Source organism: Variovorax sp. Root318D1 (assembly GCF_001424835.1).
GTDB lineage: Bacteria > Pseudomonadota > Gammaproteobacteria > Burkholderiales > Burkholderiaceae_C > Variovorax.
The window spans coordinates 110,940-134,588 of record NZ_LMCQ01000025.1; the positions used below are offsets into that span (position 1 = coordinate 110,940).

The window sequence follows — 23,649 nt, forward strand, 5'->3', positions numbered from 1 at the left end:
GGCGGGCTGGCCGGCCAAGCCTCTCTTGCATAACCCGCCAGCGCGGCGCGCATAAGCCATGGCGCTACGGGCGGGAGAGGTCTATCGTTGCGGCCATCCATTCAAACCAAGGGACCTCCCATGAGTGAAAAGCTCTCCTTCGTCAATCCGACCGCCAACAGCCCCTGGGGCACGTACCTCTCGCAGGTCGACCGCGTGGTGCCCTACCTCGGCCCGCTGGCCCGCTGGGTCGAAACGCTCAAGCGCCCCAAGCGCGCGCTGATCGTCGACGTGCCGATTGAGATGGACGACGGAACCATCGCCCACTTCGAGGGCTACCGCGTGCAGCACAACATGAGCCGCGGCCCGGGCAAGGGTGGCGTGCGCTTCCACCCCGACGTCACGCTCGAAGAAGTGATGGCGCTGTCGGCTTGGATGACCATCAAGACCGCCGCGGTCAACCTGCCCTACGGCGGTGCCAAGGGCGGCATCCGCGTCGATCCCAAGAAGCTGTCGCTGCAAGAGCTGGAAAAGGTCACGCGCCGCTACACCAGCGAGATCGGCATCATCATCGGCCCGCACACCGACATTCCCGCACCCGACGTGAACACCAACGCGCAGATCATGGCGTGGATGATGGACACCTACTCGATGAACGTCGGCGGCACCGCCACCGGCGTGGTCACCGGCAAGCCGCTGCACCTGGGCGGCTCGCTCGGCCGCGTAAAGGCCACCGGCCGCGGCGTGTTCGTCACGGGCCGCGAAGCAGCGCGACGCCTGGGCATGGATCTGCGCGGCGCGCGCATCGCGGTGCAGGGCTTCGGCAACGTGGGCTCGGTTGCGGCCGAACTCTTTGCCGAGGCGGGCGCCAAGATCGTCGCGGTGCAGGACCACACCGGCACCATCGTCAACGCGAACGGCCTCGACCTGACGAAGCTGGTGCCCATCTCGCGCACCGAAGGCGTGGTCGGCTTCAAGGCCGGCGGCGACGTCGTGCCGAACGAAGACTTCTGGGAAGTGGCTTGCGACATCCTGATTCCGGCCGCGCTCGAAGGCCAGATCACGGCCGAGCGCGCGCAGAAAACGACCGCCAAGCTGGTGCTCGAAGGCGCCAACGGCCCCACGGTGCCGGTGGCCGACGACATCCTGGCCGAGCGCGGCGTGCTGGTGGTGCCCGACGTGATCTGCAACGCCGGCGGCGTGACGGTGAGCTACTTCGAATGGGTGCAGGACTTCTCGTCCTTCTTCTGGGACGAGGACGAGATCAACGTGCGCCTGGACCGCATCATGATGAATGCGCTCAACCAGATCTGGGACACGGCCGACAAGCACAAGATTTCGCTGCGCACCGCCACCTACGCGGTGGCTTGCGAGCGCATTCTCATGGCTCGCCAGGAACGCGGCTTGTATCCCTGATTCTCGAAGCGAAGGAGGGTTGTACGCTCGGGGGATGAGCACCATCCCCGCGCAAGAACTTCCCTCCATTCCCGCCGACAGCCTGTCCCGCCTGCAGGCCCTGATGGCCGGCGGGCAGCGCAAGCTGCTGGGGCTGGTCGGAGCGCCGGGCGCGGGCAAGTCCACGCTCGCTCAGGCGCTGCTCCAGGCGGTGGGCGCGGGCCGCGCGCAGGTCGTGCCCATGGATGGTTTTCACCTGGCCAATGTCGAGCTGCAACGGCTCGGCCGCGCCGGCCGCAAAGGCGCCCCTGACACCTTCGACAGCGCCGGCTACGTGGCGCTGCTGCAGCGGCTGCGCGAGCAGCGGACGGACGACCCGATCGTCTACGCCCCCGAGTTCCGCCGCGAGATCGAGGAGCCGATCGCTGGCGCCATCGCGGTGCTGCCAGAGACGCAGCTGGTGATCACCGAGGGCAACTATCTCCTGCATGACGACGGCCCCTGGGCCGGCGCGGCGGCCATGCTCGACGAAGTCTGGTACGTCGACATCGACGACGCGGTGCGCGAGGAGCGTTTGCAAAAGCGCCACCAGCAGTTCGGCCGCAGCGCCGAGGCCGCGCGTGACTGGGTGGCCCGCACCGATGCGCCCAATGCGCGGTTGATTGCCGCGACGCGCGTGCGTGCGCACCACGTGCTGCACTGGTCCTGAAAAATTCTTGCGCCGCGTTGGGAACGCCGGCGCCCGGCGATGCTCGAAACCTCGCCGGCGGAGACGCCGGTTAGGATTCGCCGCGCCATGATCATGCCCCTTCGCTTCTCTTCTGCCTTTTCCGTCGTTCGCGCTCCGGTTCTGGTCCTCGGCCTTTTATCGGCCCTCCTGCTCGCCGCCTGCGGCAGCAGCCCGCGCCGCGTGTCGTACGAGACCGAGGAGTTCGACTCCACCACCACGCACACGCGCACCTACGCCGCCACCGAGGCTCAGACCTGCGAGGCCGCGCGCCGCGCCCTGCTGAGCCAGGGCTACATGATCAGCGCGGCCAATCCCGATCTGGTGACGGGGCGCAAGAGCTTCCAGCCGGCCTTCGAGGTGCACGTGGAGGTCGAGTTTCGCGTGGTGTGCGCGCGCGAAGGCGGCAAGGGCGGCAAACGCAGCACCGTGGCCTTTGCGACCGCGCTGCAAGATCGCTACGGCATCAAGAAGGTCAACAGCTCGGCCAGCGTCGGCGTCGGCGCCTTCGGCTCGCTTTCTCTGCCCTTTGCCGGCAGCGACGACGCGATGGTCAAGGTGGCCAGCGAAACGCTCACCGACGAACTGTTTTACGACCGCTTCTATGCGCTGCTCGACCGCTTTCTCGAAGGCCAGGGCGGCGAAGAGCCCGATGTGCCCAGCATCGCGCCCGAAGCCCCGCGGCCATCGGCGCCGCTGGCACCCCCGGCGCCGGCCACGCCTTTTCCGGTGAAGCCGGTTCCGATCCCGGGTTGAGACCGGCCTGACGCGCTCAGCGCACCAGCGTCGATTTTCCGAACAGGCTCTCGATCAGCTCCACCGCCACCTCGGCGGTCTGGTTGCGCACGTCGAGCGCAGGGTTGAGTTCCACCACGTCGACCGAGCCGAGCCGGCCGGTGTCGGCGATCATTTCCATGCACAGCTGCATCTCGCGGTAGGTCGGGCCGCCGCGCACACCGGTGCCCACGCCCGGCGCGATGTTCGGGTCGAGGCAGTCCAGGTCGAAGCTCACGTGCAGGTGGGTGTCTTCGCCCACGTCCTGCAGCGCCTCGGTCATGGTGGTGCGCATGCCGTGCTCGTCGATGTGGCGCATGTCGAACACGTGCAGGCCGAGGGTGCGAATGGCTTCCTTCTCTTCCGCATCGACGCTGCGGATGCCGATGAAGCGGATGGCGTCGTGCTCGAGCGCCGCACGCTCGCCGCTCCAGCCGGTGAGCACCGCGGGCCCATGGCCGAGCAGGCAAGACACGGGCATGCCGTGCAGGTTGCCGCTCGGGCTGGTGGTTTCGGTGTTGACGTCGGAGTGCGCATCGAGCCACACCACGCGCAGCTTCTTGCCGCGCTTGCGCGCATGCCAGGCCACGGCGCTGATCGATCCGATGGCAAGGCAATGGTCGCCGCCCAACATGAGCGGCACGTGGCCGGTGCCCAGCGCGGTGTCCACCGCCGCATAGACGGAGCGGTTCCACGCGATCACCTCGTCGAGATGGCGCAGGCCGTTCGTGGGCGCCGTCCACGGAGTGGCCGGTCCGGCGAGATTGCCGCGGTCGAGCACGGTGAAGCCCTGCCGCGCGAGCGCCTCCGGAAGCCCCGCCACGCGGAGCGCATCAGGGCCCATGCCGGCACCGCGCACGCTGGCGCCGATGTCGGTGGGCGCGCCGATCAGTTCGAGGGTGGTGCCGTTGCCGTTGCCGTTGCTCATGTCGATGTGCGTCCGATGTGCTTCCACAGATAGGCGTAGCCCAGGGCGTCCATGAAGGCCGATTCCTTGTTGTCCGACGCCGCGCTGTGGCCGCCTTCCATGTTCTCGTAAAAGCTGGCGTCGTAGCCCATGGCGGCCAGTTTCGCGTACATCTTGCGCGCATGCACCGGGCCCACGCGGTCGTCTCGCGTCGACGTGGTGAAGAGCGCCGGCGGGTAGGGCTGCTCCGGCCTGGCGTTCTCGTACGGAGAGAACGCCTGGATCCACGCCCATTCCTCCGGATCTTCCGGGTCGCCGTATTCGGCGATCCACGATGCGCCGGCCGAGAGCTGGGTATAGCGCTTCATGTCGAGCAGTGCCACCTCGCTCACGATGGCGCCATAGAGCCTGGGATAGAGCGTGAGCATGTTGCCCATCAGCAGGCCGCCGTTGCTGCCGCCCATGGCGCCGAGGTGCTCCGGCGAGGTGATGTTGCGCGCGATGAGGTGCTCGGAAACAGCGGCAAAGTCTTCGCAGGTGCGCAGCCGGTTCTCCTGCAGCGCGGCCTGGTGCCAGCGCGGACCGTACTCGCCGCCGCCGCGGATGTTGGCCACCACGTAAACGCCGCCCTGGTCGAGCCATGCACGGCCGATGCTGCCGCTGTAGCTCGGCTGCAGCGAGATCTCGAAGCCGCCGTAGGCGTACTGAAGCGTCGGGTTGCGGCCATCAGCCTGCAGATTCTTCGGCGCGATCTCGAAATAGGGCACGCGCGTTCCGTCCTTCGAGGTGGCGAAATGCTGGCTCACGCGATGGCGCGAGGCATCGAAGAAAGCGGGGCTGTCCTTCAGCGGCTCGGGCTCGCCCCGGCCGATGGTGCCGACGTAGAGCGTGGTCGGCTGCAGGAAGCCGCTCACGGTCAGAAAATAGTCGTCGTTTTCGTCTTCGTCGATGCCGCCGGCCGCAATGGTCGAGAGCTCGGGGGCGCCGCCCAGGCTTTCGCGCTTCCACTCACCGGCTTGCGGGGTGAGCACTTCGAGCTTGTTCACCACGTCGTGCATCACGTTGAGGATCAGGTGGTTGCGGGTCCACGAATGGTCGTCCAGCGCGGTGGTGTCGTCGGGCTCGAACAGCACCGTGATCTCGCGTTTGCCGGCCATATAGTCGTCGAACCTCGTCGCCAGCAGCGAGCCCGGCTTGTAGGTGGTGCCGCCCACCGTCCAGGGGCTGCGCGGCTCGACCAGCATCCACTCGCGCGTGATGTCGGCGTTGGCATCGTCGGGCACGTCGATCTTCGCGAGACGGCCGTCGCTGCCGCGCAGCCAGGTCTCGCTGTCGTAGAAGTCCATCTGGCGCGAGACGAAGTCGCGCTCGAAGCCCGGCGTGTTGTCGCGCCAGGCGCTCACCGTCATGTCGTCCATGCCGCCTTCGTACACCGTCGCCGCGCTCTCCAGCGGTGTGCCGCGCTTCCATTCCTTCACGATGCGCGGATAGCTGGAGCTGGTCATCGAACCGGGGCCGAAATCGGTGGCCACGTAGAGGTGGTCGATGTCCTTCCAGGCCACGCTGTTCTTGGCCTCGGGCAGCGTGAAGCCGCCGGAGACGAACTGCTTGAGCTCGAGGTCGAACTCGCGCACCACGTCGGCGTCGGCACCGCCGCGCGAGAGCGAAACCAGGCAGCGCTTGTAGTCGGGCTGCAGGCCCTCTGCGCCGTGCCAGACCCAGTTTTCCTTGTCGGCCTCGGCCAGCGCATCGAGATCGATCACCGTTTCCCAGTCGGGCTGCGGCTTGCGGTATTCCGCCAGCGTGGTGCGGCGCCACAGGCCCTTGGGGTTCTTCTTGTCGCGCCAGAAGTTGTAGAAGAGCGGGCCGATCTTGCGCACCATCGGAATGCGCGCATCGGAGTCGAGCACTTCGAGAATGCGTTGCTCCATGCGCTCGAAGGCGGGCGATTGCGCATAGCGCTGCACGGTCTTGGCGTTGTTCTGACGGGCCCAGTCGAGCTGTTCGGCGCCGTCGATGTCTTCGAGCCACAGGAACTCGTCGGTCTGCGTGGAAGCGATGGATGTCATGGGCCCAGTGTACGAATCCGGCGTGAAGGAGGCATGCCGCGGCGAGCTATTGAATTAATAGCGCGCCACAAGCGGCTCTCGGGACAAACCCGCGTTCAATGCTTTAGCCCCGATTCGCAGGGCTGTGCACGGGTATCCTGCCGGACGGCGCCTGCGCACACAAGGAGACATGACACATGAAACACCTGAGCGGTCTTGATGCCACCTTCCTGCACCTTGAGACCCCCGAGATGCCGATGCACGTGGGCTCGCTCAACGTGCTCGACCTGCCCAAGGGCTACAAGGGCGACTTCTACGAGGACGCCAAGCAGTTCATGGCCAGCCGCATCCACCTGGCCGACGTGTTCACGCGCAAGCTCGCGCTGATGCCCTTCGACCTGACCAACCCGGTGTGGGTGGAGGACGACGACATCGACCTCGACTACCACGTGCGCCACATCACGCTGCCCAAGCCCGGCACCAACCGGCAGCTGCAGCAGTACGTGGCGCGGCTGCATTCCACGCTGATCGACCGCAGCCGCCCGATGTGGGAGTTCTTCATCATCGATGGCCTGAAGAGCGGGCAGGTGGCGCTCTACACCAAGGTGCACCATGCGGGCATCGACGGACAAGCCGGCGTGGCGCTCGGCAAGGCCATCTTCGATCTCGAGGCCACGGGCCGCGTGGTGAAGCCGCCGCGCGCACGCCCGCGCAGCAGCGGCTACCAGCTGGGCATGGCCGAGCTCGCGACCGCGGCGCTGCGCAACACGGCGCAGCAGTACGTCAAGCTCTTCAAGATGGCGCCGGCCATTGCGCGTGCGCTAGGCGGGCTCGCCAAGCCCGACGAGAAGGCGGCCGAAAAGAACGCAGCCACAGCGCCCAAGAAGTTCAACCTCTTCGCGCCGCGCACCTCGCTCAACGTGTCGATCACCAACCAGCGTACCTTTGCGGGCCGCACCATTTCGCTGGCCGAGACCAAGCACATCGCCAAGCACTTCGGCGTGTCGCTCAACGACGTGGTGATGGCCACGGTGGCCGGCGCGCTGCGCCACTACCTGGCCGACAACAACGAGCTGCCCGCCAAGCCGCTGGTGGCCGGCGTGCCCGTGAGCCTTCGCGAAGCGGGCGACGAGACTTCCAACAACCAGGCCAGCATGATCCTCGTGAGCCTGGCCACGGACATCACCGACCCGGTGCAGCGGCTCAAGGCCATCAACGCCTCGTCGACCAGCTCGAAGTCGACCATGAACCGCTTCAAGGCGGTGATCCTGGACGACTTTCCCACCTTTGCAGCGCCCTGGCTGGTGTCGGGCATCGCCTCGATGGTGGGCCGCTCGGGGCTCGTGAACCTGCTGCCGCCGGGGGCCAACGTGGCCATTTCCAATGTGGCCGGCGCGCCGTTCCCGATGTACTTTGCGGGCGCACTCGTCACCAGCTACTACCCGGTGTCGATCGCAGGCCACGGCATGGCGCTCAACGTCACGGTGCAGAGCTACAACGGACGCATGGACTACGGCCTCATTGCCTGTCGCCGCGCCGTGCCCGACATCACCGAGATCGGCGACTACCTGCTGGCCGAGCACCAGCTGCTGATGAGTCTCACGCAGACCCATCCCGCAGCAGCGCCGAAGGCGGTGGCTCCCGAGCCGGCACCCGTCGCGAAGGCGGCGGCCAAGCCCGCCACCAAGCCCGCAGCGGAGCCTGCCGTGAAAAAGGCCGCAGCCAAGAAGGCGCCCGCAGCAAAAGCCCCCGCGGCCAAGGTGCCGGCAGCCAAGACAGCCGCCAGAAAAGCGCCTGTTAAGGCGGCGGCCAGCAAGGCGCCGCCGCGCAAGCCCGCCGCGCCGGCCAAGCGCGCCAGGGCGGCTGCTGCGGCATGATCGGCAGGCCACGGCAGAAAATTGGGGCAGTTGGACTAGTTTTCCGACGGTTCTAGCTTTTCAGGCCTAGGCGCTCTGGAAGAAGATCACTCCATCGCGAATCCAGCGACCGATCAATCAACTTCCAGGAAATCCACATGACCACGCAAGCTTCTTTCTCTTCCGCAGCCATCCACGTCGTTGGCCAGTACAACGACGCAGGCAAGACCCTGGTGGGTGCCTATCGCGCCGGCGTGCATCGCCTGCTCGGCGGCGCTTCTTCGCGTTACAGCGAATTCCTGGGCAGCCGCCAGATTCCGCTGGTGAGCGAACAGATCAAGGCCAACCTGATCGGCGCGCAAGAAAAGATCAACGGCTTCCTGGCCAACCGCCTGGACATCGACACCGGCCGCATCGTTTCGGTGATGGACCGCGTGGCCGCGGGCACGACCAGCGGCATCGAAGCCGTGGCCGGCCGTGTGGCGGGTGTCGAATCGCCCATCGTCACCTCGGTGGTCAAGACCCTGAACGCGCTGAACCAGCCGATCGCCAACGTGTCGGTGCAGATCGCCGACAGGGTTGCAGCCGGCGCCAAGCAGATCGAAGTGCGCGTGAGCGGCACCGAAGAAGCCAAGACCGTGCGTACGGTGAAGGCCAAGGCCGCCGTCGCCAAGAAGCCGGTTCGCCGCACCACCGCCCGCAAGGCAGCCTGATCCTGGAGCAATAACGCATGGCGACCCGCCCCGACGCTACCGCAAGCCTGAAAAAGAAGAAGGCGGCGGCGCCTGCGAAGAAAGCTCCCACGGCCAGGAAGGCCCCCTCAGCCAAAAAGACGGTTGCGGCGGCGAAGAAAAAAACTGCTGCTGTCACACCCAATGCACCGCCGAGCCCCAAGGCCGTCGGTGAAGGCCTGCTGCGCGCAGGCCTCAAGGTACTCGGCAACGTGCGCGACGACGTTGCCAAGCGCCAGGCTAACGTGATCGAGGGGCTGCTGGGCATCGGCCAGGGCAAGCCCGACGCGGCCGCTGCGGCCAAGGCGGCCGTTCCGCGCGGCTTTCCGAGCCTCGACAGCTTTGGCCTCCGCAAATTCGAAGACGTCTTCGACCAGCGCGTTGCCACGGCCCTTCAGCGGCTAGGCATGCCCAGCGCCGAAGAGGTGCAAGCCTTGCGCGAAGAAGTGGCCCGGCTGCACGAACGCCTTGCGCAACTCGAGCCCAAGAACGCCGGCCCGCGCGGCAGCGGCAAGCGCTGAGCCTCGGCCCAGCGAAGCACCGACGCACGCAGCAGCCGGTTGTGGCCAGTTCCAACACCACGCGCGATCGCATCCTGCAGGCCAGCCTTGCGCTGTTCAACGCGGAAGGCCTCGCGGCGGTGTCCACGCACAAGATCGCGGCCGAGCTCGGCATGAGCCCGGGCAACCTGCACTATCACTTCAAGGCCAAGCAACTGATCGTCGAGTGGCTGTTCCGCCGCTTCGAGCAGCGGCTCGAGGTGCTCGACGGGTCTTCCGGTGCAATCACCGCCATCGACGACCTCTGGCTGGCGCTGCACCTGCGCTTCGAAGCCATCGACCAGTACCGGTTCATCTATCGCGACATGGCCTTCCTGGCCAGCGAATACCCCGCACTCGGCCAGCGCGCGCAGGCGCTCACCGCGCAGAACCTACTGGCGGCGCAAGCGCTCTGCGAAGGACTGGTGGCCTCGGGCGTCATCGAGACCAGCGCCGAGCAGGCGCGCATCCTCGCGCTGCAGATGGTCTTCACCACCACCTGCTGGCTCTCGTTCGAACGCCTGGTGCCGGGGCGCGACGCGCTGGCGCAGGCCGACCCCGGATTGGCGGCTTTTTACACGCTCACCTTGATTTCCCCGTATGTTTCGAGCGAATCGAGGGCTTACCTTGATTACCTGCGAGGCAAATACCTCGGATAAACATCGCAGTTGTCCGACGAGCCAGTGAAACTTTGGTTCGCCATGCTCGCTCCATAGAACAAAGACCGCAAAGGAAAGCTGCCCTCATGACCACCGCAACCCGAGAACCCATCGCGCCGCCATCGGGCCTCTTGCTGCTGGCCGAAGCGCGCGCCCTCTGGGAAACGGGCGCGGGCATCGCCATGTGGCCGCTGCTGCAACTCACGCCGCGCGGCGACGGGCATCCGGTGCTCGTGCTGCCCGGCCTCGTGGCGGGCGACGGCTCCACGCTGGTGCTGCGCCGCTACCTGTGCAGCCGCGGCTACGACGCGCGCGGCTGGGGCCTGGGCCGCAACTTCGGCCCGCGCCAGGGTGTGGAAGACGGCATGGTTGCGCTCCTCAAGTCGCTGCACGAGCAAAGTGGGCAAAAGGTCAGCGTGATCGGCTGGAGCCTGGGCGGCGTCTATGCGCGCCTCCTGGCGTCGGCACAGCCGGACCTGGTGCGCAACGTCATCACCCTCGGCAGCCCGTTCTCCGGCAGCCCGCGCGCCACCAACGCCTGGCGCGTGTACGAGGGCGTGAGCGGGCAGAGCTCGCACGACCCGCGCCGCATGAAGTTCGTGCAGCCGACGCCGCCGGTGCCCACGACCTCGATCTTCAGCCGCACCGACGGCGTTGTCGCGTGGCGCTGCAGCATCGAGAAGTCTGGCCCGCAGGCAGAAAACATCGAGGTGGTGGCGAGCCATATGGGGCTTGGGGCGCATCCCGCGGTGCTCTATGCATTGGCCGATCGCCTTGCGCAGCCGGAGGGCGAGTGGAAGCCGTTCAACCGCGGCTTGCTGGGGCCGCTGGTCTATCCCGATCCGGACCGCAAGGTCTAAGTTCGCTGTGGCGGGGCTATGCCCCCGCCCAGACGTCGAGCACGTAGCGCTGGTCGGCAATCATCTTGTCCATCCACGCCTGGCTGTCTTGGCCATGCTCCCTCGCCAGGTCGGCAAGGGTGCGCCGCACATCGGGCTCCATGCGCGAACCGTCGCCGCACACGTAGATCACCGCGCCCGCTTCGAGCAGCTTCCACACGGCCGCGCCCTGTTCGCGAATCAAGTCCTGCACATAGACCTTGCGCTCGCCCGCGCGCGAGAACGCGGTGTGCAGCGTCATGAGCCCGCGGTGCGACCAGGCCTCGAGCTCCTCGGCATAGATGAAATCCTGCTCAGGGTGCCGGCAGCCGAAGAAAAGCATCGCGTCGCCCAGCGCTTCGCCGCGCTCGACTTGTGCCGCGCGCTCCTGGATGAAGCCGCGGAACGGCGCCAGCCCGGTGCCGGGCCCGACCATGACGAGCGGGCGCTGCGGGTCTTCAGGCAGGCGGAACCCCTCGGCCGTGGTTTCGCGAATCACGCCGTGCACCGTGTCGCCCGCTTCCGCGCGCGCAAGGTAGTTGGAGCACACGCCTTCGAAGGTGCCGTTGCCCGAAAGCGCGGGTGCGCTCACCACGCCCACCGTGACGCTGCAGCGCCCCGGCGTCATCGTCGGTGAGGACGAGATCGAGTAGTAGCGCGGGGAAAGCGGCGACAGCATTTCGAGGAACACCGCGAAAGGCACCTGGCAGGCGCGGTGCTCTTCGAGCAGGTCGAGCAGCGACCTGCGCTTGTGCAGCACCTCGGCCTTGTAGGTGGCCTGAGAGGCATCGTCGCTGCCTGACAGCGCAGCGAGCTTGGGCTTGGTGAACGGGCACTCGGTGTGGGCCGCCAGCGTGGCGATCTGTTTGCGCGTGGCCACGTCCTGCAGTTCGACGTAATCGCCGAGCAGGCGATCGACCGCGATGACCTGATCGACCGGCAAGGCCGTCTTGCGTCCTGGAGCGGCCTGCAGCCGCACATGCGCGGAGCGGTCGAACCCGAAGCGCGCCATCGCGCGCTCCACCTGGGCGGGGCTGTTGCGCGGCACCACGCTCAGGTGGTCGCCGGGTATGTAGTTCACGCCCTCGGGCAGCATCAGCTCGACGTGGCGCGTGGATCGGCCGCTCTCGGTGTCGCTGCCGGGGTTCTGCAACTCGCGGTTCTCGATCACGCGCAATGCCACCGCGCCCAGCGCATCGACGAGCGCGTTCTTCTGCGGCGGGGGCAGCTCCTCGAGCGTGTAGAGCGGCTCAGCCTCGGCCGGCGTGTCGGCGCCGGATTGAATGCCGAAGGCTTTCACCAGCTGCGGCCAGAGCGCATCGCTCCAGTCCTGGAATGCGCCGTCCATGTCTTCGCGCGCATCGCCTTCGCCGCGCGGATGCACGCGCGTGGCGCCGAGCGCTTCGAGCCGCTCGTCGATGCGGCGCGGCACCGCCTGGTAGGTGGCGGCCCAGTCGGTGTTGCCGCAGCCGAAGACACTGAAGCGCACGCCGTTGAGCGAATCGTCGGCCTTGTCGAGCCAGCGATGGAACTCGGCGGCGTTGTCGGGCGCCACGCCGTTGTACGAGGCGCAGACGACGGCCACGGCGCCGCTGGCGGGCAGCCGCTCGGCGTAGTCGTCGAGCGAAGCCACCTGGGTCGAGAAGCCGCGCAGTTCGCCGGCTTCGGCCAGCTGGCGCGCCAGGTCTTCGGCCGTGCCGAGGTTGGAGCCCTGCAGCACCAGCAGCGAGGTGCCGTGCCGTTGAGCCTGCGGCTTGCGCGCGACGGGTTGGATTGGCGTTGCAGGGGTGGTGGCCGCATCGCCGTTGCTGCGCGGTCGCGTGGCCGGGTCACGCAGCAGCGCCTTGATCTTGAAGTTCTCCGGCTTGATCGTCAGCGCTTCCTTGATCTTGAGCTTGTAGCCCGTGTGATCGACCAGCGTGAAGCGCTGCAGGATCATGCCCAGCGTGAGCACCGCTTCCTGCGTCGCAAACTGGCGCCCGATGCAGGCGCGCTGCCCGTTGCCGAAGGGCTTGAAGGCGTTCACCGGACGCTCGCGCTCGGCTTCGCGGCTGAAGTTTTCCGGGTCGAACTGGTCGGCGTTCTCACCCCAGATGCCTTTGTCACGATGCAGCGCCAGCGCATGCATGATGATCATGTTGTTCTTCTTGATCGTGTACTGCCCGCCGATGGTCGTGTCTTCCTTCGCGCGCATCGAGATCGCGGGCGCGGTCGGGTACAGGCGCAGGGCCTCCTTCAGCACCTGCATCACGTACTGCAGGCGGTTGACCTGCGCATACGTCGGTTTCTGTGAAGTGTCGGGCCCGAACACGCTGTCGACCTCGGCCTGCGCCTTGGCCAGCGCCTCGGGGTTCTTCAGCAAAAAGTAGATCGCGAACGAAAGCAGGCCGCTCGTGGTCTCGTGCCCCGCAATGAGAAACTCGATGCACTCGTCGCGGATCATCTTGTCGGTGAGCTTCTCGCCGCTCTTCTTGTCGACGCCCGCGATCATGTAGCTCAGCAGGTCGGGCTTGGTCGCGATGTCGGCACCGCTCGCGCGGCGCTCCTCGATGATGTCTTCCACCATCTTGTGCATGAAGCGGATGTCTTTTCGCTGCTGGGCGAGCTCCTTCTTGAGCATCAGCTCTTCGAGCGGCAGGCCACGGCGGTTCTGCACGGTTTCGAGCGTGCGCACCATCGCATCGACGAAGGGATGAAAGCCCTCGCGATAGAACGAATTGAAGCGGTAGCCGAATCCGCACAGGCCGATGGTGTCGAGCGTGAGCGCCGTCATGTCGCGCACCACGTCCACCTCTTCGTCGAAGTTCAGGCGCTCCCACTTGGTGACCAGCTGGTCCGCGATGTCCAGCATCATCGGGTGGTAGGCCTGCATCGCGCGCTGGCTGAAGTTGGCCAGGAGGATGTTGTGCGGCTTGGACCAGGTTTCCTCGTGCGTATCGGAGGTGAAGAGCCCGTGCGATGCGGCCCGCAACCGGCGCAGCGCGCCGCGCGTGCTCTTGTCGAAGCGCGCCTCTTCGCAGAGCTCGTCGACCAGCGCGGGCGACGACACCACGATCACCGGCATGCCCGGCATGTCGAGCCAGTAGATGCCGCCGAGTTCCTGCGCGATCCTCCACATGTCGAGCACGGGAGAGTCCGATCCGATCGACAGCAGGTTGCCGACGAACGGCTTCTTTGCAGGATGCGGGATCGGATGGAGCGAGTTCTTGCCTGCCATGGGTTCTTGTGCCTTTGGTATGGACCCGCTTCGGAGATCCGGGGTGTGACACCCGGAGTATCTCGACCGCACGGGTGCGCGGCAGGACGGGGTTTCCCTTAGGAGGCCCCATGCATGGCGCTTCAGCCGCCGGGGCGGACCATCTTGCAGTCGGTGCCCTGGGCCAGCTCGTTCCCGGTATAGACCGCGTCGGTGCGGAAGCCATAGTTGGTGCCTTCCCAACCCGACTTGACACTCTTGCCATCGACCGGCGCGATCGTGTTGACCACCTGCGGCAACAGCAGCTGGTGGTCCTCGGCGCGCATGCGGATGGGCCCCACTACCGAATCGAAGGTCATGTCTTCGAGTGCGGTGGCCACCTTCACCGTGTCGGTGCTGCCGGCCTTGTTGATGGCGGCGGCCAGCAGGCGCGGCGTGAAGTCGATGCGCGGCGACAGGAAATCCTTGCCCGTCTTGGCCTTGTAGGTCTTGGCGAGCGCATCGACCCGCGGCGTGTCGGCCTGGCCCGGATGCCATTCGGCAACCCAGGTCAGCTGCCCCAGCTTGGCCTGCGACACCGCCAGCACCGTGCCGGGCACCGAGCCCGCGCTGTGGTTGAAGTAGCGCAGGTTGTAGCCCGCATCGCCCGCGGCCTTGAGAAGCAGGGTCATGTCCTGCCCCCAGTTGCCGGTAATGACCGAGTCGGCCCCGCTTTGCTTGATGTTCGCGATGTAGGGCGAGAAGTCTTTCACGCGGCCGATGGGGTGCAGTGTTTCGCCGACGAACTGCACGTCGGGCCGCGCGAGGCCCACGAGCTGGCGCCCGTAGCTCGCCCATTGCTTGCCGTGGGCATAGTCCTGGTTCAGCAGGTAGACCTTCTTCACGTCGGGCGTCTTCTTGATGTAGTTGGCCAGCGCCTTCATCTTCATCGCAGTATTGGCCTCGGTCTGGAAGTGCCAGAAGCTGCAGGTCTTGCCCGTCATCTCGGGGTCGATCGAGGAGTGGTTCAGTACGATCAGCTCCTTGCCCGGATTGCGCTGGTTCCAGCGCGCCACCGACTGCACGAGCGCGGTGACCACCGACGAGCCTGAGCCGCCCGTGACGATGGCCTTGGCGCCCTGGTCGATGGCCGCCTGCAGCGCGCTCTGGCTTTCCTGCGCCGAGAGCTTGCTGTCGAACTGCAGCAGCTGCAGCTTGGTGCCGCCGAGCACGCCGCCCTTGGCGTTGATCTCCTCGATGGCGTATTGCACGTGCATGAGCATCAGTTCGCCCACGTTCGCGAAAGGGCCTGACAACGGGTCGATATAGGCGATCTTGTAGGTTGACTGCTGGGCCTGTGCTGCGCCGGAAAGGGCCAGCAGCGAGGCGAGGGCGATGGGCGCCAATGGCGCGCGACTGAACTTGAGCATGTCCGTCTGTCTCCGGTGTCGTTGGTAAAACTTCCGCGGAGGGCGCGCGATGCGCCTTTCGCTTCAACGCGATTCTTTGGCGCTGCGCAAGCCGATCACGCGGCTCGCCAGCTTGGTGAGCTCGGCCACCACTTCCTCGGGCGAGAGGCGGCCGTCCGGCCGGTACCAGCTGTAGAGAAAACCCGGCAGGCTGCAGGCGGCCAGCGCGGTGATCTTGGTCTCGGTGAAATCCAGGTCGCCGTCGCGCCGGGCTTCTTCGAGCAGCGGGCAGAGCAGGTCGTAGAAGTGATGCGCGAGCTTCTTCTGCGCGGCGACGTATTCGGGCCGGTACACCTGCGGCTCGCGGTACGCAAAGAAGGCGCAGGGGTGATGCGCGATGGTGGCGCGTATCAGCCGCTCGATGCCTTCGAGCACCTTCTCGCTCGCGCGGCGCGGATCGCTCGCCGCGAAGTCGAGCGACGTAAAGCAGTCGACCGTGGGGCGCCAGGAGAGCGTTTCGAAGATCTCCTGCTTGTCGCGAAAGTAGTAGTACACGAAGGGCTTGGTCACGCCCAGCGCGCGAACGATCTGCGCCATGGTCGTGTTGGCATAGCCCTGCGCCGCAAAGAGCTGAGCGGCGGCCTGCAGGATGCGCTCGCGCTGCAGGTCGGTGCCCTGCGTGGCCGCGCGCTGGCGGCCCGTGCCCTGGGGCTGGTGCGCCTGCGCAGTGCCCTTGCCAGAGGGTTTTTGCCGTGTCGCCGAAGTTATACCCATGGGTAGGATTGTTGGTGCACCATGCGCTCGTTGGCAAGCGTCCGCCCCGCACGGGCGGCTATCGATAACCCTGAGAAAGTGACGCCATGGAGACATTGCCCGATCGCCCGCAACAGCCCCTGCACGAGTACCTGCGCGCCCATGCGCGAGAGCGCGCCGACGCCGCCGCTTGCATCTGGTACGGCCATGCCATGACGTGGTCACAGCTCGACCGCGCGAGCGACGCCTTCGCGGCCCGGCTGCAGGCCATCGGCGTGAAGAAGGGCGAGCCGGTGGTGCTGTTTCTCAACAACTGCCCGCAGTACCTGGTCGCGCATTACGGCATCCAGAAGATCGGCGCCATCGTTTGTCCGTGCAGTCCGCTCAACAAGGAGCACGAGCTGGCCTACCAAGTCAACGACCTCGGTGCGCGAGCGATCGTTGCCGCCGCGCCGCTATTGCCGGTGGTGCGAAAGGTGCAGCCGGAGAGTGCGCTCGCGCACGTGTTCGTGGTGCACTACGCCGACCTGCTGCCCGAGCAGCCCACGCTCGACTTGCCCGCCGAACTGGCGGCCGAGCGCGATGCCGCGCGCAGCGTGCCTGCGGACTACGAAGACTTCCTGGACGTGATGCAAAGCGGCGCCGTGCCGCAACCCGTGGCCATTGATCTCGATGACGTGGCGCTCATGACCTACACCTCGGGCACCACGGGGCTTCCGAAGGGCGCCATGCTGAGCTATGGCAACGCACTCTTCAAGACGCGCGCGGCGTCCGACTGCAACAGCGTGGCAAGCAGCGACGTGCTGCTGTCGATTCCACCGCTCTATCACATCGCTGGCATGCTGATGGGTGTGAACGTGCCAGTGCTCAGCGGCGCGGCGTCGGTGCTGCTGCATCGCTTCGATCCGCGCGCCGTGCTGCAGGCCATTGCGCAGTACAAGGTGAACTGGTGGTACAGCATCGCGCCGATGAACGTGGCCTGCATGCAGGTGCCCGACATCGCGACCTTCGATCTCTCGAGCCTTCGGCGCAATCCGGTCACGAGCTTCGGCATCACTTTCACCGAATCGCTGGCCGCGCAATGGCGCTCGCATGCGCCCAACTGCACGTCGTTCGAAGCCGCGTACGGGCTCAGCGAAACCCACACCTGCGACACCTACACGCCGCACCATTCGCCGCGCTGGGGCACGCAGGGCATTGCGGTGCCGGGCGTGACCATCCGCATCGTCGACACCGAGACGCAAGCCGACCTGCCCACCGGCGAGGTTGGCGAGATCGTGCTGACCAGCCCCGGCTGCTTCAAGGGCTACTGGAACAAGCCCGAGGCCACGGCCGCCACGCTGCGGAATGGCTGGGTGCACACCGGGGACATCGGCAAGCTCGACGCGGACGGCTACCTCACCTTCATGGGCCGCATCAAGGAGATGATCAAGGTCTCGGGCTATAGCGTGTTTCCGGAGCAGGTCGAGACCATTCTCATGAAGCATCCCGCCGTGGCGCAGGCGGCCGTCATCGCGCAGCCCGATCCCGAGAAGGGCGAGGTGGTCAAGGCCTTCATCGTGCGCAAGCCCGGCGCCACGCTCGACGCCGACGCGCTCATCGCCTGGTCGCGCGACAACATGGCGAGCTACAAGGCACCGCGCGCCGTGAGCTTTATCGATGCGTTGCCGACCACTGGTGCCGGCAAGGTGCTGCGCCGGCTGCTGAAAGACAAGACCTGAAAGGCCTCTCTTGTTCTCCAAGATCCTGATTGCCAACCGCGGCGAGATTGCCGTGCGGCTGGTGCGCGCGCTGCGAGACCTGGGCGTTGCGAGCGTGGCGGTGCATGCGCGCGACGACGCGTCCGCGCTGCATGCGCAGCTTGCCGATACGGCGGTGGCACTCGAGGCAACGGGCCCGTCGGCCTATCTCGACATTGCGGCCTTGATCGGCATTGCGAGCGTGCAAGGCTGCGACGCGGTACATCCCGGCTACGGCTTCCTGAGCGAGCGCGCCGACTTCGCAGAGGCTTGCGCCGAAGCCGGCCTGGTCTTCATCGGCCCGACGGCCGAGCAGTTGGCGCTGTTCGGCGACAAGGCACGCGCACGTGCGCTCGCGACGGAGTGCGACGTGCCGGTGATGCCTGGCAGCGCGGGCGCGGTGACGCTTGCAGAGGCGCAGGCGTTTTTTGCCGAACAGAATGCGCAGGGCGCGGGCGTAATGATCAAGGCGATCGGCGGCGGTGGCGGGCGCGGCATGCGCGCGGTGCTCCATGCGGGCGAGTTGCCCGAAGCCCACGCGCGCTGCATGTCTGAAGCCAAGGCTGCCTTCGGTGTCGAGGGCGTGTATGTCGAGCGCCTGATGCGCAATGCACGCCATATCGAAGTGCAGGTTCTGGGCGATGGGCAGGCCGTGGCCAGCCTCGGCGAGCGCGAATGCACCTTGCAGCGGCGCTTCCAGAAGCTGGTGGAAATTGCGCCGAGTCCTTCGCTGCCCGATGCATTGCGTGCGCAGGTCACGCAGGCGGCGCTCCGCATGGCCAAGGCCGTGGGCTATCGCGGCCTGGGTACTTTCGAATTCCTGGTCGATGCCGAGTCGCCCACGCTTCCCTTCGTCTTCATCGAAGCCAACCCGCGGCTACAGGTCGAGCACACGGTGACCGAAGCCGTGACCGGGCTCGACCTGGTGCAGTTGCAGATCGCGGTGGCCGCCGGCAAGACCCTGGGCGCGCTCGGCGTCGACGTGGACCGCACCGCACCGCAGCGCGGCTTCGCGGTGCAATGGCGCATCAATGCCGAGACGCTCGATGCAGAGGGCAATGCGCGGCCTTCGGGTGGCGCACTGGCGCGCTTCGATCTGCCGGCGGGGCCGGGCGTGCGCGTCGACACGCATGGCTATGCGGGGCTTGCGCCTTCGCCGCACTACGACACGTTGCTTGCCAAGCTCATCGTGCATTCGCCCTCGACCAACTTCGCCGATGCGCTGCGCCGCTCGCTGCGCGCGCTGGACGAATGCCACATCGACGGCATCGCCACCAATCTTGCGCTGCTGCGTGCCATCGCGATGCGGCCCGAGTTCGCGAGCCAGTCGGTGCACACGCGCTTCGTGGAGGCGCATCTGGGCGATCTGGTGGCCTCGGCGGCCGCGTTAGAAAACAAGCGGACAAAAAAGATAGCGCCGGTTTTCGATGCAAGCGCACAGGCCCTGAGCGCTTTGGAAGAAACCGACGGCCTGACGGTCAAGTCGCCGATGCCAGCAAAGCTGGTGCAGTTCGAAGTGTCCGTGGGCGACGTGCTACCGGCCGGTGCGCAGCTTGGCGTGCTCGAGGCCATGAAGATGGAGCACCTGCTGCACGCACCCACGGCAGGGAGGGTGGTGGCACTGCTGGCCGAACCGGGCGATTACCTCGTCGAGGGCCAGTCGCTGGTGCGGCTTGAGCCGGTCGACGCGCAGGCGGTCGAAGCCGAGGCACTCGCCGAGCACGACCTCGATACTGTCCGCCCCGACCTGCAGAAGGTGATCGACCGCCATGCGTTCACGCTCGATGCCAACCGCGGCGCGGCCGTCGCCAAGCGGCACGCGCAGGGCGGCCGGACCGCGCGCGAGAACATCGCCGACCTGTGCGACACCGCATCGGACCCCGGCAACTTCATCGAATACGGCGCACTCGCCATTGCAGCTCAAACGCGGCGCCGCACGCTCGAAGACCTGATCGCCAACACGCCGGCCGACGGCATGGTCACGGGCGTCGGCAGCATCAATGCGAAGCAGTTCGGCCCCGAGGTATCGCGCTGCGCCGTGCTGGCCTACGACTACACGGTGCTCGCCGGTACGCAAGGCATGCGCAACCACCACAAGACCGACCGGCTGCTGGCGGCGGCGCACCAGCTCAAGCTGCCGGTGGTGCTGTTTGCCGAAGGCGGCGGCGGTCGGCCGGGCGACACCGACATGCCCATCGTCGCAGGCCTCAACAACCACACCTTCAGTCAGTTCGCGGCGCTGTCGGGCAAGGTGCCGGTGGTGGGCATCGTGCATGGCCGCTGCTTCGCGGGCAACGCAGCGCTGCTGGGTTGCGCCGACGTGATCATCGCCACCAAGGGCAGCAACATCGGCATGAGCGGCCCCGCGATGATCGAGGGCGGAGGGCTCGGCACTTTTGCGCCGGAGCAGATCGGCCCGAGCAGCGTGCAGTCGCGCAATGGCGTGATCGACATCCTGGTCGAAGACGAAGCTGCGGCGGTGGCTGCCGCAAAACAATACCTCTCGTACTTCCAGGGACCGACCACCGGCTGGCATGGCGCCGATCCGCGCATGCTGCGCCACGTGGTGCCCGAGAACCGGCTTCGCGTGTACGACGTGCGCGCCGCGATGCGCGGCGTGGCCGACACGGGCTCTCTACTCGAACTGCGCGCCGGCTTCGGCGCGGGCATCGTCACCGCGCTCGCGCGCATCGAGGGCAAGCCGGTCGGGCTGATGGCCAACAACCCGCATCACCTCGGCGGCGCCATCGACGTCGATGCCGCGGACAAGTCCGCGCGCTTCATGCAGCTGTGCAACGCACACGGGTTGCCGATCGTCTCGCTGTGCGACACGCCCGGATTCATGGTGGGGCCGGAGATCGAGGCACAGGCCCAGGTTCGCCACGTGTGCCGCATGTTCATGGTGGCTTCCCATCTGCGCGTGCCCTTTTTCGCCGTGGTGCTGCGCAAGGGCTATGGCCTGGGGGCGCAGGCCATGACGGCCGGCGGCTTCGATGCGCCGGTGTTCACGGTGGCCTGGCCCACGGGCGAATTCGGTGCCATGGGGCTCGAAGGTGCGGTGCGCCTGGGCTACCGCAAGGAGCTTGCTGCGGTGACCGAAGGCGCCGAGCGCGATGCGTTGTTCAAGAAGCTCGTGGCGCAGCAGTACGCCAATGGCGAGGCGATCCACATGGCGCAGACGCTGGAGATCGATGCGGTGATCGATCCCGCGGAAACCCGCACTTGGCTGGTGCGTGGCCTTGCGTCTGCGACGCGCTCCGCACAGGCCGCCCTGCCTTATGTAGACACTTGGTAACGATGCACTAGACCTCGTCACATGCGAGGGCAAGGGGGCTCCGTACACTGAGTCGCTTTGCGCATGAAACTGGGTTCGCATTGGCTTTCTGTTCTTCGCCAGGGTGTGCTGCGGCATGGAGTGGCCGCGGTCGGTTTCTTGCTGCTGGCCGCCGCGGTGGCCGTGCAGGCCGTTCAGCCCACCGCGCGGCCGCGCCAGCCTGCCGAGGCGCAATGGGTCGCTGGATGGGTTGCCGCTCCAGTGGACTTCCGCGAGCTGAGTGCCAACCCGCTCTTCACGGCTGCGGCCCCTCGGCCCGGCGGTGACACGTTCCGCGGACAAACGGTGCGTCAGCAGTTCGAGTCCGCGCTCGGTGGCGACCGTGTTCGCATCCGTTTCTCCAACCGGTTCGGCAAGGCGCCCTTGCGCATTGCCGCGGCGAGCGTGGCGCGCAGCACCGGCGGCGGCGCGATTTCGCCGTCGACGGTGCGGGTCCTGCGCTTCGGCGGGCGCGCGAACGCGGTCATCGCACCGGGTGCCGAAATCTGGAGCGACGGCGTCGACCTGAAGGTCGAGCCCGGGCAGGCGGTGGCGGCGAGTGCCTTCTTCGACCGCCCCGCGCCTTTCGCGACCGTTCACTTGCAGGCGGCCGATGCGAGCTGGGTGGTCGGCGGCAACGCCATCTCTGCTGCCACGCTCCCCAATGCCGAGCCGTTGCCGCTCAATCACGTGGTGACGGGGCTCGACGTGATGACCTCGCAGCCGACGCGGGCAGTGGTCGCATTCGGCGACTCGATCACCGCGGGCGGCGGCGAGGCGGGCGATGGCTCGTACCCCGACCTGCTTGCCACGCGGCTGCGCAGCAGTCCCACGGCGGCGCAGCCGGTGTCGGTGCTCAACGCGGGCATCGGCGGCAATCGGCTGCTGGTCGACGGGATCGGCCCCAACGGCCTTTCGCGCTTTGCACGCGATGCCCTCGGGCAGTCGGGCGTGACGCACGTGATCGTGCTGCTCGGCACCAACGACATCGGCCGCAGCGTGTTCGTGGGGTTGCCGGGGCGGCCGACGCCGGAACACGAGGTGGCGACCGCTGCGCGCATCACCGACGGCCTGCAGCAGTTGATCAAGCAGGCCCGCGCCAAGGGCGTGAAAGTGCTGATCGGCACCGTGCCGCCGTTCAAGAACACGCCCTACTGGGCAGAAAGTTCCGAGGCCATGCGCGGCGAAGTGAACCGCTGGATCCGCAGCCGCCAGGACCTGGACGGGGTGATTGATTTCGATGCCATCCTGCGCAACCCCGCGGATCCGATGACGCTGAATCCTCTGTACGACAACGGCGACCACCTGCACCCCAACAAGGCGGGCTATGCCGCCATGGCCGCGGCCATCGATCTTCGCGAACTGCAAGAGTGAGTACCAACGAAGGTGTTCATTCCTGCGAAACACCTCTACACAAAGTCCCGTCAAGTGCTTACAGGAGCTTCACATGGCCCCGGCAGCATGAAGGCTCCAACCACTCATGAGGGGACACCCATGAAAAAACTCGCAATCACCCTTTCCATTGGCGCGGCCTCGCTGCTCTCGGTGGGAGGAGGCGCGCTGCTGGTGCCGACTTCCGCCCAGGCGCAGCCTGGGGTCTACGTCGAAGTGCCGCCGCCGCCGCCGCGCTCCGAGCGCATGCCGCCTCCGCGCCGTGGCTACGTGTGGGCTCCGGGGCACTACGAATGGCGTGGTGGACGCCACGTGTGGGTCAGGGGCATGTGGGTGCGGGCCCGCCCGGGCTATGCCTACCGTCCGCCGGAATGGCGCGAACGCGATGGCCGCTGGGAATACCGCCGCGGCGAATGGGACCGTGACGGCGACGGTGTGCCGAACCGCCGCGACCGCCGTCCGGACAACCCTAACCGCAACTGACGCCCCAGGGCGCCGCGCCTAGCGAAATACGACGGTGCGGTGCCCGTTCAGCAGCACCCGGTGCTCGCTGTGCCACTTCACGGCGCGTGCGAGCACCTGGCTCTCGGTGTCGCGGCCGCGGGCCGTGAGGTCTTCGACCGTGTCGGTGTGATCGGCGCGCGCCACGTCCTGCTCGATGATCGGGCCCTCGTCGAGGTCGGCCGTCACGTAGTGGGCGGTGGCGCCGATGAGCTTCACGCCGCGGTCGTGCGCCTGGTAGTAGGGCTTGGCGCCCTTGAAGCTCGGCAGGAACGAGTGATGGATGTTGATGGCCCGGCCGGCCAGGCTCTTGCACAGATCGTTGCTCAGGATCTGCATGTAGCGCGCGAGCACCACGAGTTCGGCGCCCTCGGCCTCGATGATTTCCAGCTGTTTTGCTTCGCCCTGCGCCTTGGTGGCGGCCGTCACGGGAATGTGATGGAAGGGCACGTTGTAGCTGGCGGCCAGTTGGTAGAAGTCGCGGTGGTTCGAGATGATGGCGCGCACGTCGATGGCGAGCAGGCCGCTCTTCCAGCGGAACAGCAGGTCGTTGAGGCAGTGGCCTTCCTTGCTGACCAGGATCACGGTCTTCATCGGCTCGGCCGCTGCGTGCAGTTGCAGGCTCATGCCGAAGCCGGCGCCAAAGGTGGCGAGCTGTTCGCGCAGCGCCGCCTCGGGGTGGTCGCTGCAGGCAAAGCGCACGCGCATGAAGAACAGGCCCGTGTCGTGGTCGTTGTACTGGGCGGCTTCCTCGATGTTGCCGCCGCGTTCGAGCAGGAAACCTGAAACGGCATGCACGATGCCCGTCCGGTCGGGGCAGGAGAGGGTCAGGATGTAAGCGGGCGTAGTGGTCGTCATGAGGGGCACGATTGTC

18 protein-coding genes are annotated in these 23,649 nt (G+C 66.8%); 12 read left to right on the plus strand and 6 right to left on the minus strand.

The window, feature by feature from the left end; all coding sequences use genetic code 11:
- The first annotated feature begins 120 nt into the window (after positions 1 to 120).
- The 3 genes from ASC78_RS25660 (at position 121) to ASC78_RS25670 (ending at position 2,857) form a co-directional block, all read left to right on the plus strand.
- On the plus strand, positions 121 to 1,395 hold the full coding sequence (locus tag ASC78_RS25660) for a Glu/Leu/Phe/Val family dehydrogenase (protein WP_055808107.1): 1,275 nt from the start codon (positions 121 to 123) through the stop codon (positions 1,393 to 1,395).
- Between the two features lie 34 nt (positions 1,396 to 1,429).
- Positions 1,430 to 2,083 carry a nucleoside/nucleotide kinase family protein gene (locus tag ASC78_RS25665; protein WP_055808109.1) on the plus strand — a complete coding sequence of 218 codons (654 nt, stop codon included), beginning with the start codon at positions 1,430 to 1,432 and terminating at the stop codon, positions 2,081 to 2,083.
- Positions 2,084 to 2,176: 93 nt separating this feature from the next.
- Positions 2,177 to 2,857, plus strand: coding sequence for a DUF2242 domain-containing protein (locus ASC78_RS25670; protein ID WP_055808458.1), 681 nt, complete (start codon positions 2,177 to 2,179; stop codon positions 2,855 to 2,857).
- A gap of 16 nt (positions 2,858 to 2,873) precedes the next feature.
- On the opposite strand, the gene rocF is transcribed toward ASC78_RS25670, so the two are convergent.
- Together rocF and ASC78_RS25680 are read right to left on the minus strand one after the other, a co-directional pair.
- On the minus strand, positions 2,874 to 3,803 hold the full coding sequence (rocF, locus tag ASC78_RS25675) for an arginase (RefSeq protein WP_055808111.1): 930 nt from the start codon (positions 3,801 to 3,803) through the stop codon (positions 2,874 to 2,876).
- On the minus strand, positions 3,800 to 5,851 hold the full coding sequence (locus tag ASC78_RS25680; protein ID WP_055808113.1) for a prolyl oligopeptidase family serine peptidase: 2,052 nt from the start codon (positions 5,849 to 5,851) through the stop codon (positions 3,800 to 3,802). The genes rocF and ASC78_RS25680 overlap by 4 nt, the downstream gene beginning before the upstream one ends.
- Positions 5,852 to 6,027: 176 nt before the next feature.
- Here ASC78_RS25680 and ASC78_RS25685 point away from each other — a divergent pair, with 176 nt between their 5' ends.
- The 5 genes from ASC78_RS25685 (at position 6,028) to ASC78_RS25705 (ending at position 10,475) form a co-directional block, all read left to right on the plus strand.
- On the plus strand, positions 6,028 to 7,707 hold the full coding sequence (locus ASC78_RS25685; RefSeq protein ID WP_055808116.1) for a WS/DGAT/MGAT family O-acyltransferase: 1,680 nt from the start codon (positions 6,028 to 6,030) through the stop codon (positions 7,705 to 7,707).
- Between the two features lie 137 nt (positions 7,708 to 7,844).
- Positions 7,845 to 8,399: a hypothetical protein gene (locus ASC78_RS25690; protein ID WP_055808118.1), complete on the plus strand. Its 555-nt coding sequence runs from the start codon at positions 7,845 to 7,847 to the stop codon at positions 8,397 to 8,399.
- Between the two features lie 17 nt (positions 8,400 to 8,416).
- Positions 8,417 to 8,938 carry a phasin family protein gene (locus ASC78_RS25695; protein WP_055808120.1) on the plus strand — a complete coding sequence of 174 codons (522 nt, stop codon included), beginning with the start codon at positions 8,417 to 8,419 and terminating at the stop codon, positions 8,936 to 8,938.
- A 41-nt stretch (positions 8,939 to 8,979) separates the two neighbouring features.
- On the plus strand, positions 8,980 to 9,615 hold the full coding sequence (locus ASC78_RS25700; RefSeq protein WP_055808122.1) for a TetR/AcrR family transcriptional regulator: 636 nt from the start codon (positions 8,980 to 8,982) through the stop codon (positions 9,613 to 9,615).
- An 86-nt stretch (positions 9,616 to 9,701) separates the two neighbouring features.
- Complete coding sequence (locus ASC78_RS25705) at positions 9,702 to 10,475, plus strand: esterase/lipase family protein (protein ID WP_055808124.1); 774 nt, start codon at positions 9,702 to 9,704, stop codon at positions 10,473 to 10,475.
- A gap of 16 nt (positions 10,476 to 10,491) precedes the next feature.
- Here ASC78_RS25705 and ASC78_RS25710 read toward each other — a convergent pair whose 3' ends face one another.
- The 3 genes from ASC78_RS25710 to ASC78_RS25720 all read right to left on the minus strand — a co-directional run bounded on the left by ASC78_RS25710 (position 10,492) and on the right by ASC78_RS25720 (position 15,851).
- On the minus strand, positions 10,492 to 13,710 hold the full coding sequence (locus ASC78_RS25710) for a bifunctional cytochrome P450/NADPH--P450 reductase (protein ID WP_055808125.1): 3,219 nt from the start codon (positions 13,708 to 13,710) through the stop codon (positions 10,492 to 10,494).
- A gap of 122 nt (positions 13,711 to 13,832) precedes the next feature.
- Positions 13,833 to 15,098 (minus strand): branched-chain amino acid ABC transporter substrate-binding protein, encoded by a 1,266-nt coding sequence (locus ASC78_RS25715; RefSeq protein WP_055808128.1) that lies wholly within the window; start codon positions 15,096 to 15,098, stop codon positions 13,833 to 13,835.
- 63 nt (positions 15,099 to 15,161) lie between these two features.
- Positions 15,162 to 15,851: a TetR/AcrR family transcriptional regulator gene (locus ASC78_RS25720; RefSeq protein WP_055808130.1), complete on the minus strand. Its 690-nt coding sequence runs from the start codon at positions 15,849 to 15,851 to the stop codon at positions 15,162 to 15,164.
- 86 nt (positions 15,852 to 15,937) lie between these two features.
- Between ASC78_RS25720 and ASC78_RS25725 the strand changes: the two genes are divergently transcribed.
- The 4 genes from ASC78_RS25725 (at position 15,938) to ASC78_RS25740 (ending at position 22,757) form a co-directional block, all read left to right on the plus strand.
- Positions 15,938 to 17,551: an AMP-binding protein gene (locus ASC78_RS25725; RefSeq protein ID WP_055808132.1), complete on the plus strand. Its 1,614-nt coding sequence runs from the start codon at positions 15,938 to 15,940 to the stop codon at positions 17,549 to 17,551.
- A 10-nt stretch (positions 17,552 to 17,561) separates the two neighbouring features.
- Positions 17,562 to 20,864, plus strand: coding sequence for a carboxyl transferase domain-containing protein (locus ASC78_RS25730; RefSeq protein ID WP_055808134.1), 3,303 nt, complete (start codon positions 17,562 to 17,564; stop codon positions 20,862 to 20,864).
- Positions 20,865 to 20,927: 63 nt separating this feature from the next.
- Positions 20,928 to 22,256: a GDSL-type esterase/lipase family protein gene (locus ASC78_RS25735; RefSeq protein ID WP_235505213.1), complete on the plus strand. Its 1,329-nt coding sequence runs from the start codon at positions 20,928 to 20,930 to the stop codon at positions 22,254 to 22,256.
- 120 nt (positions 22,257 to 22,376) lie between these two features.
- Positions 22,377 to 22,757 carry a YXWGXW repeat-containing protein gene (locus tag ASC78_RS25740; RefSeq protein WP_055808138.1) on the plus strand — a complete coding sequence of 127 codons (381 nt, stop codon included), beginning with the start codon at positions 22,377 to 22,379 and terminating at the stop codon, positions 22,755 to 22,757.
- A gap of 18 nt (positions 22,758 to 22,775) precedes the next feature.
- Here ASC78_RS25740 and purU read toward each other — a convergent pair whose 3' ends face one another.
- On the minus strand, positions 22,776 to 23,633 hold the full coding sequence (gene purU / locus ASC78_RS25745; RefSeq protein ID WP_055808140.1) for a formyltetrahydrofolate deformylase: 858 nt from the start codon (positions 23,631 to 23,633) through the stop codon (positions 22,776 to 22,778).
- Positions 23,634 to 23,649: the final 16 nt, after the last annotated feature.

What these genes read in the sequence shown, in the direction of transcription:
- ASC78_RS25660 (WP_055808107.1), top strand. Translation starts at nt 121, where the DNA reads ATGAGTGAAAAGCTCTCCTTCGTCAATCCGACCGCCAACAGCCCCTGG.
- ASC78_RS25680 (WP_055808113.1), bottom strand. Translation starts at nt 5,851, where the DNA reads ATGACATCCATCGCTTCCACGCAGACCGACGAGTTCCTGTGGCTCGAA.
- ASC78_RS25720 (WP_055808130.1), bottom strand. Translation starts at nt 15,851, where the DNA reads ATGGGTATAACTTCGGCGACACGGCAAAAACCCTCTGGCAAGGGCACT.
- ASC78_RS25725 (WP_055808132.1), top strand. Translation starts at nt 15,938, where the DNA reads ATGGAGACATTGCCCGATCGCCCGCAACAGCCCCTGCACGAGTACCTG.
- ASC78_RS25715 (WP_055808128.1), bottom strand. Translation starts at nt 15,098, where the DNA reads ATGCTCAAGTTCAGTCGCGCGCCATTGGCGCCCATCGCCCTCGCCTCG.
- ASC78_RS25685 (WP_055808116.1), top strand. Translation starts at nt 6,028, where the DNA reads ATGAAACACCTGAGCGGTCTTGATGCCACCTTCCTGCACCTTGAGACC.
- rocF (WP_055808111.1), bottom strand. Translation starts at nt 3,803, where the DNA reads ATGAGCAACGGCAACGGCAACGGCACCACCCTCGAACTGATCGGCGCG.
- ASC78_RS25705 (WP_055808124.1), top strand. Translation starts at nt 9,702, where the DNA reads ATGACCACCGCAACCCGAGAACCCATCGCGCCGCCATCGGGCCTCTTG.
- ASC78_RS25710 (WP_055808125.1), bottom strand. Translation starts at nt 13,710, where the DNA reads ATGGCAGGCAAGAACTCGCTCCATCCGATCCCGCATCCTGCAAAGAAG.
- ASC78_RS25740 (WP_055808138.1), top strand. Translation starts at nt 22,377, where the DNA reads ATGAAAAAACTCGCAATCACCCTTTCCATTGGCGCGGCCTCGCTGCTC.
- ASC78_RS25670 (WP_055808458.1), top strand. Translation starts at nt 2,177, where the DNA reads ATGCCCCTTCGCTTCTCTTCTGCCTTTTCCGTCGTTCGCGCTCCGGTT.
- ASC78_RS25735 (WP_235505213.1), top strand. Translation starts at nt 20,928, where the DNA reads ATGAAACTGGGTTCGCATTGGCTTTCTGTTCTTCGCCAGGGTGTGCTG.
- ASC78_RS25665 (WP_055808109.1), top strand. Translation starts at nt 1,430, where the DNA reads ATGAGCACCATCCCCGCGCAAGAACTTCCCTCCATTCCCGCCGACAGC.
- ASC78_RS25690 (WP_055808118.1), top strand. Translation starts at nt 7,845, where the DNA reads ATGACCACGCAAGCTTCTTTCTCTTCCGCAGCCATCCACGTCGTTGGC.
- purU (WP_055808140.1), bottom strand. Translation starts at nt 23,633, where the DNA reads ATGACGACCACTACGCCCGCTTACATCCTGACCCTCTCCTGCCCCGAC.
- ASC78_RS25695 (WP_055808120.1), top strand. Translation starts at nt 8,417, where the DNA reads ATGGCGACCCGCCCCGACGCTACCGCAAGCCTGAAAAAGAAGAAGGCG.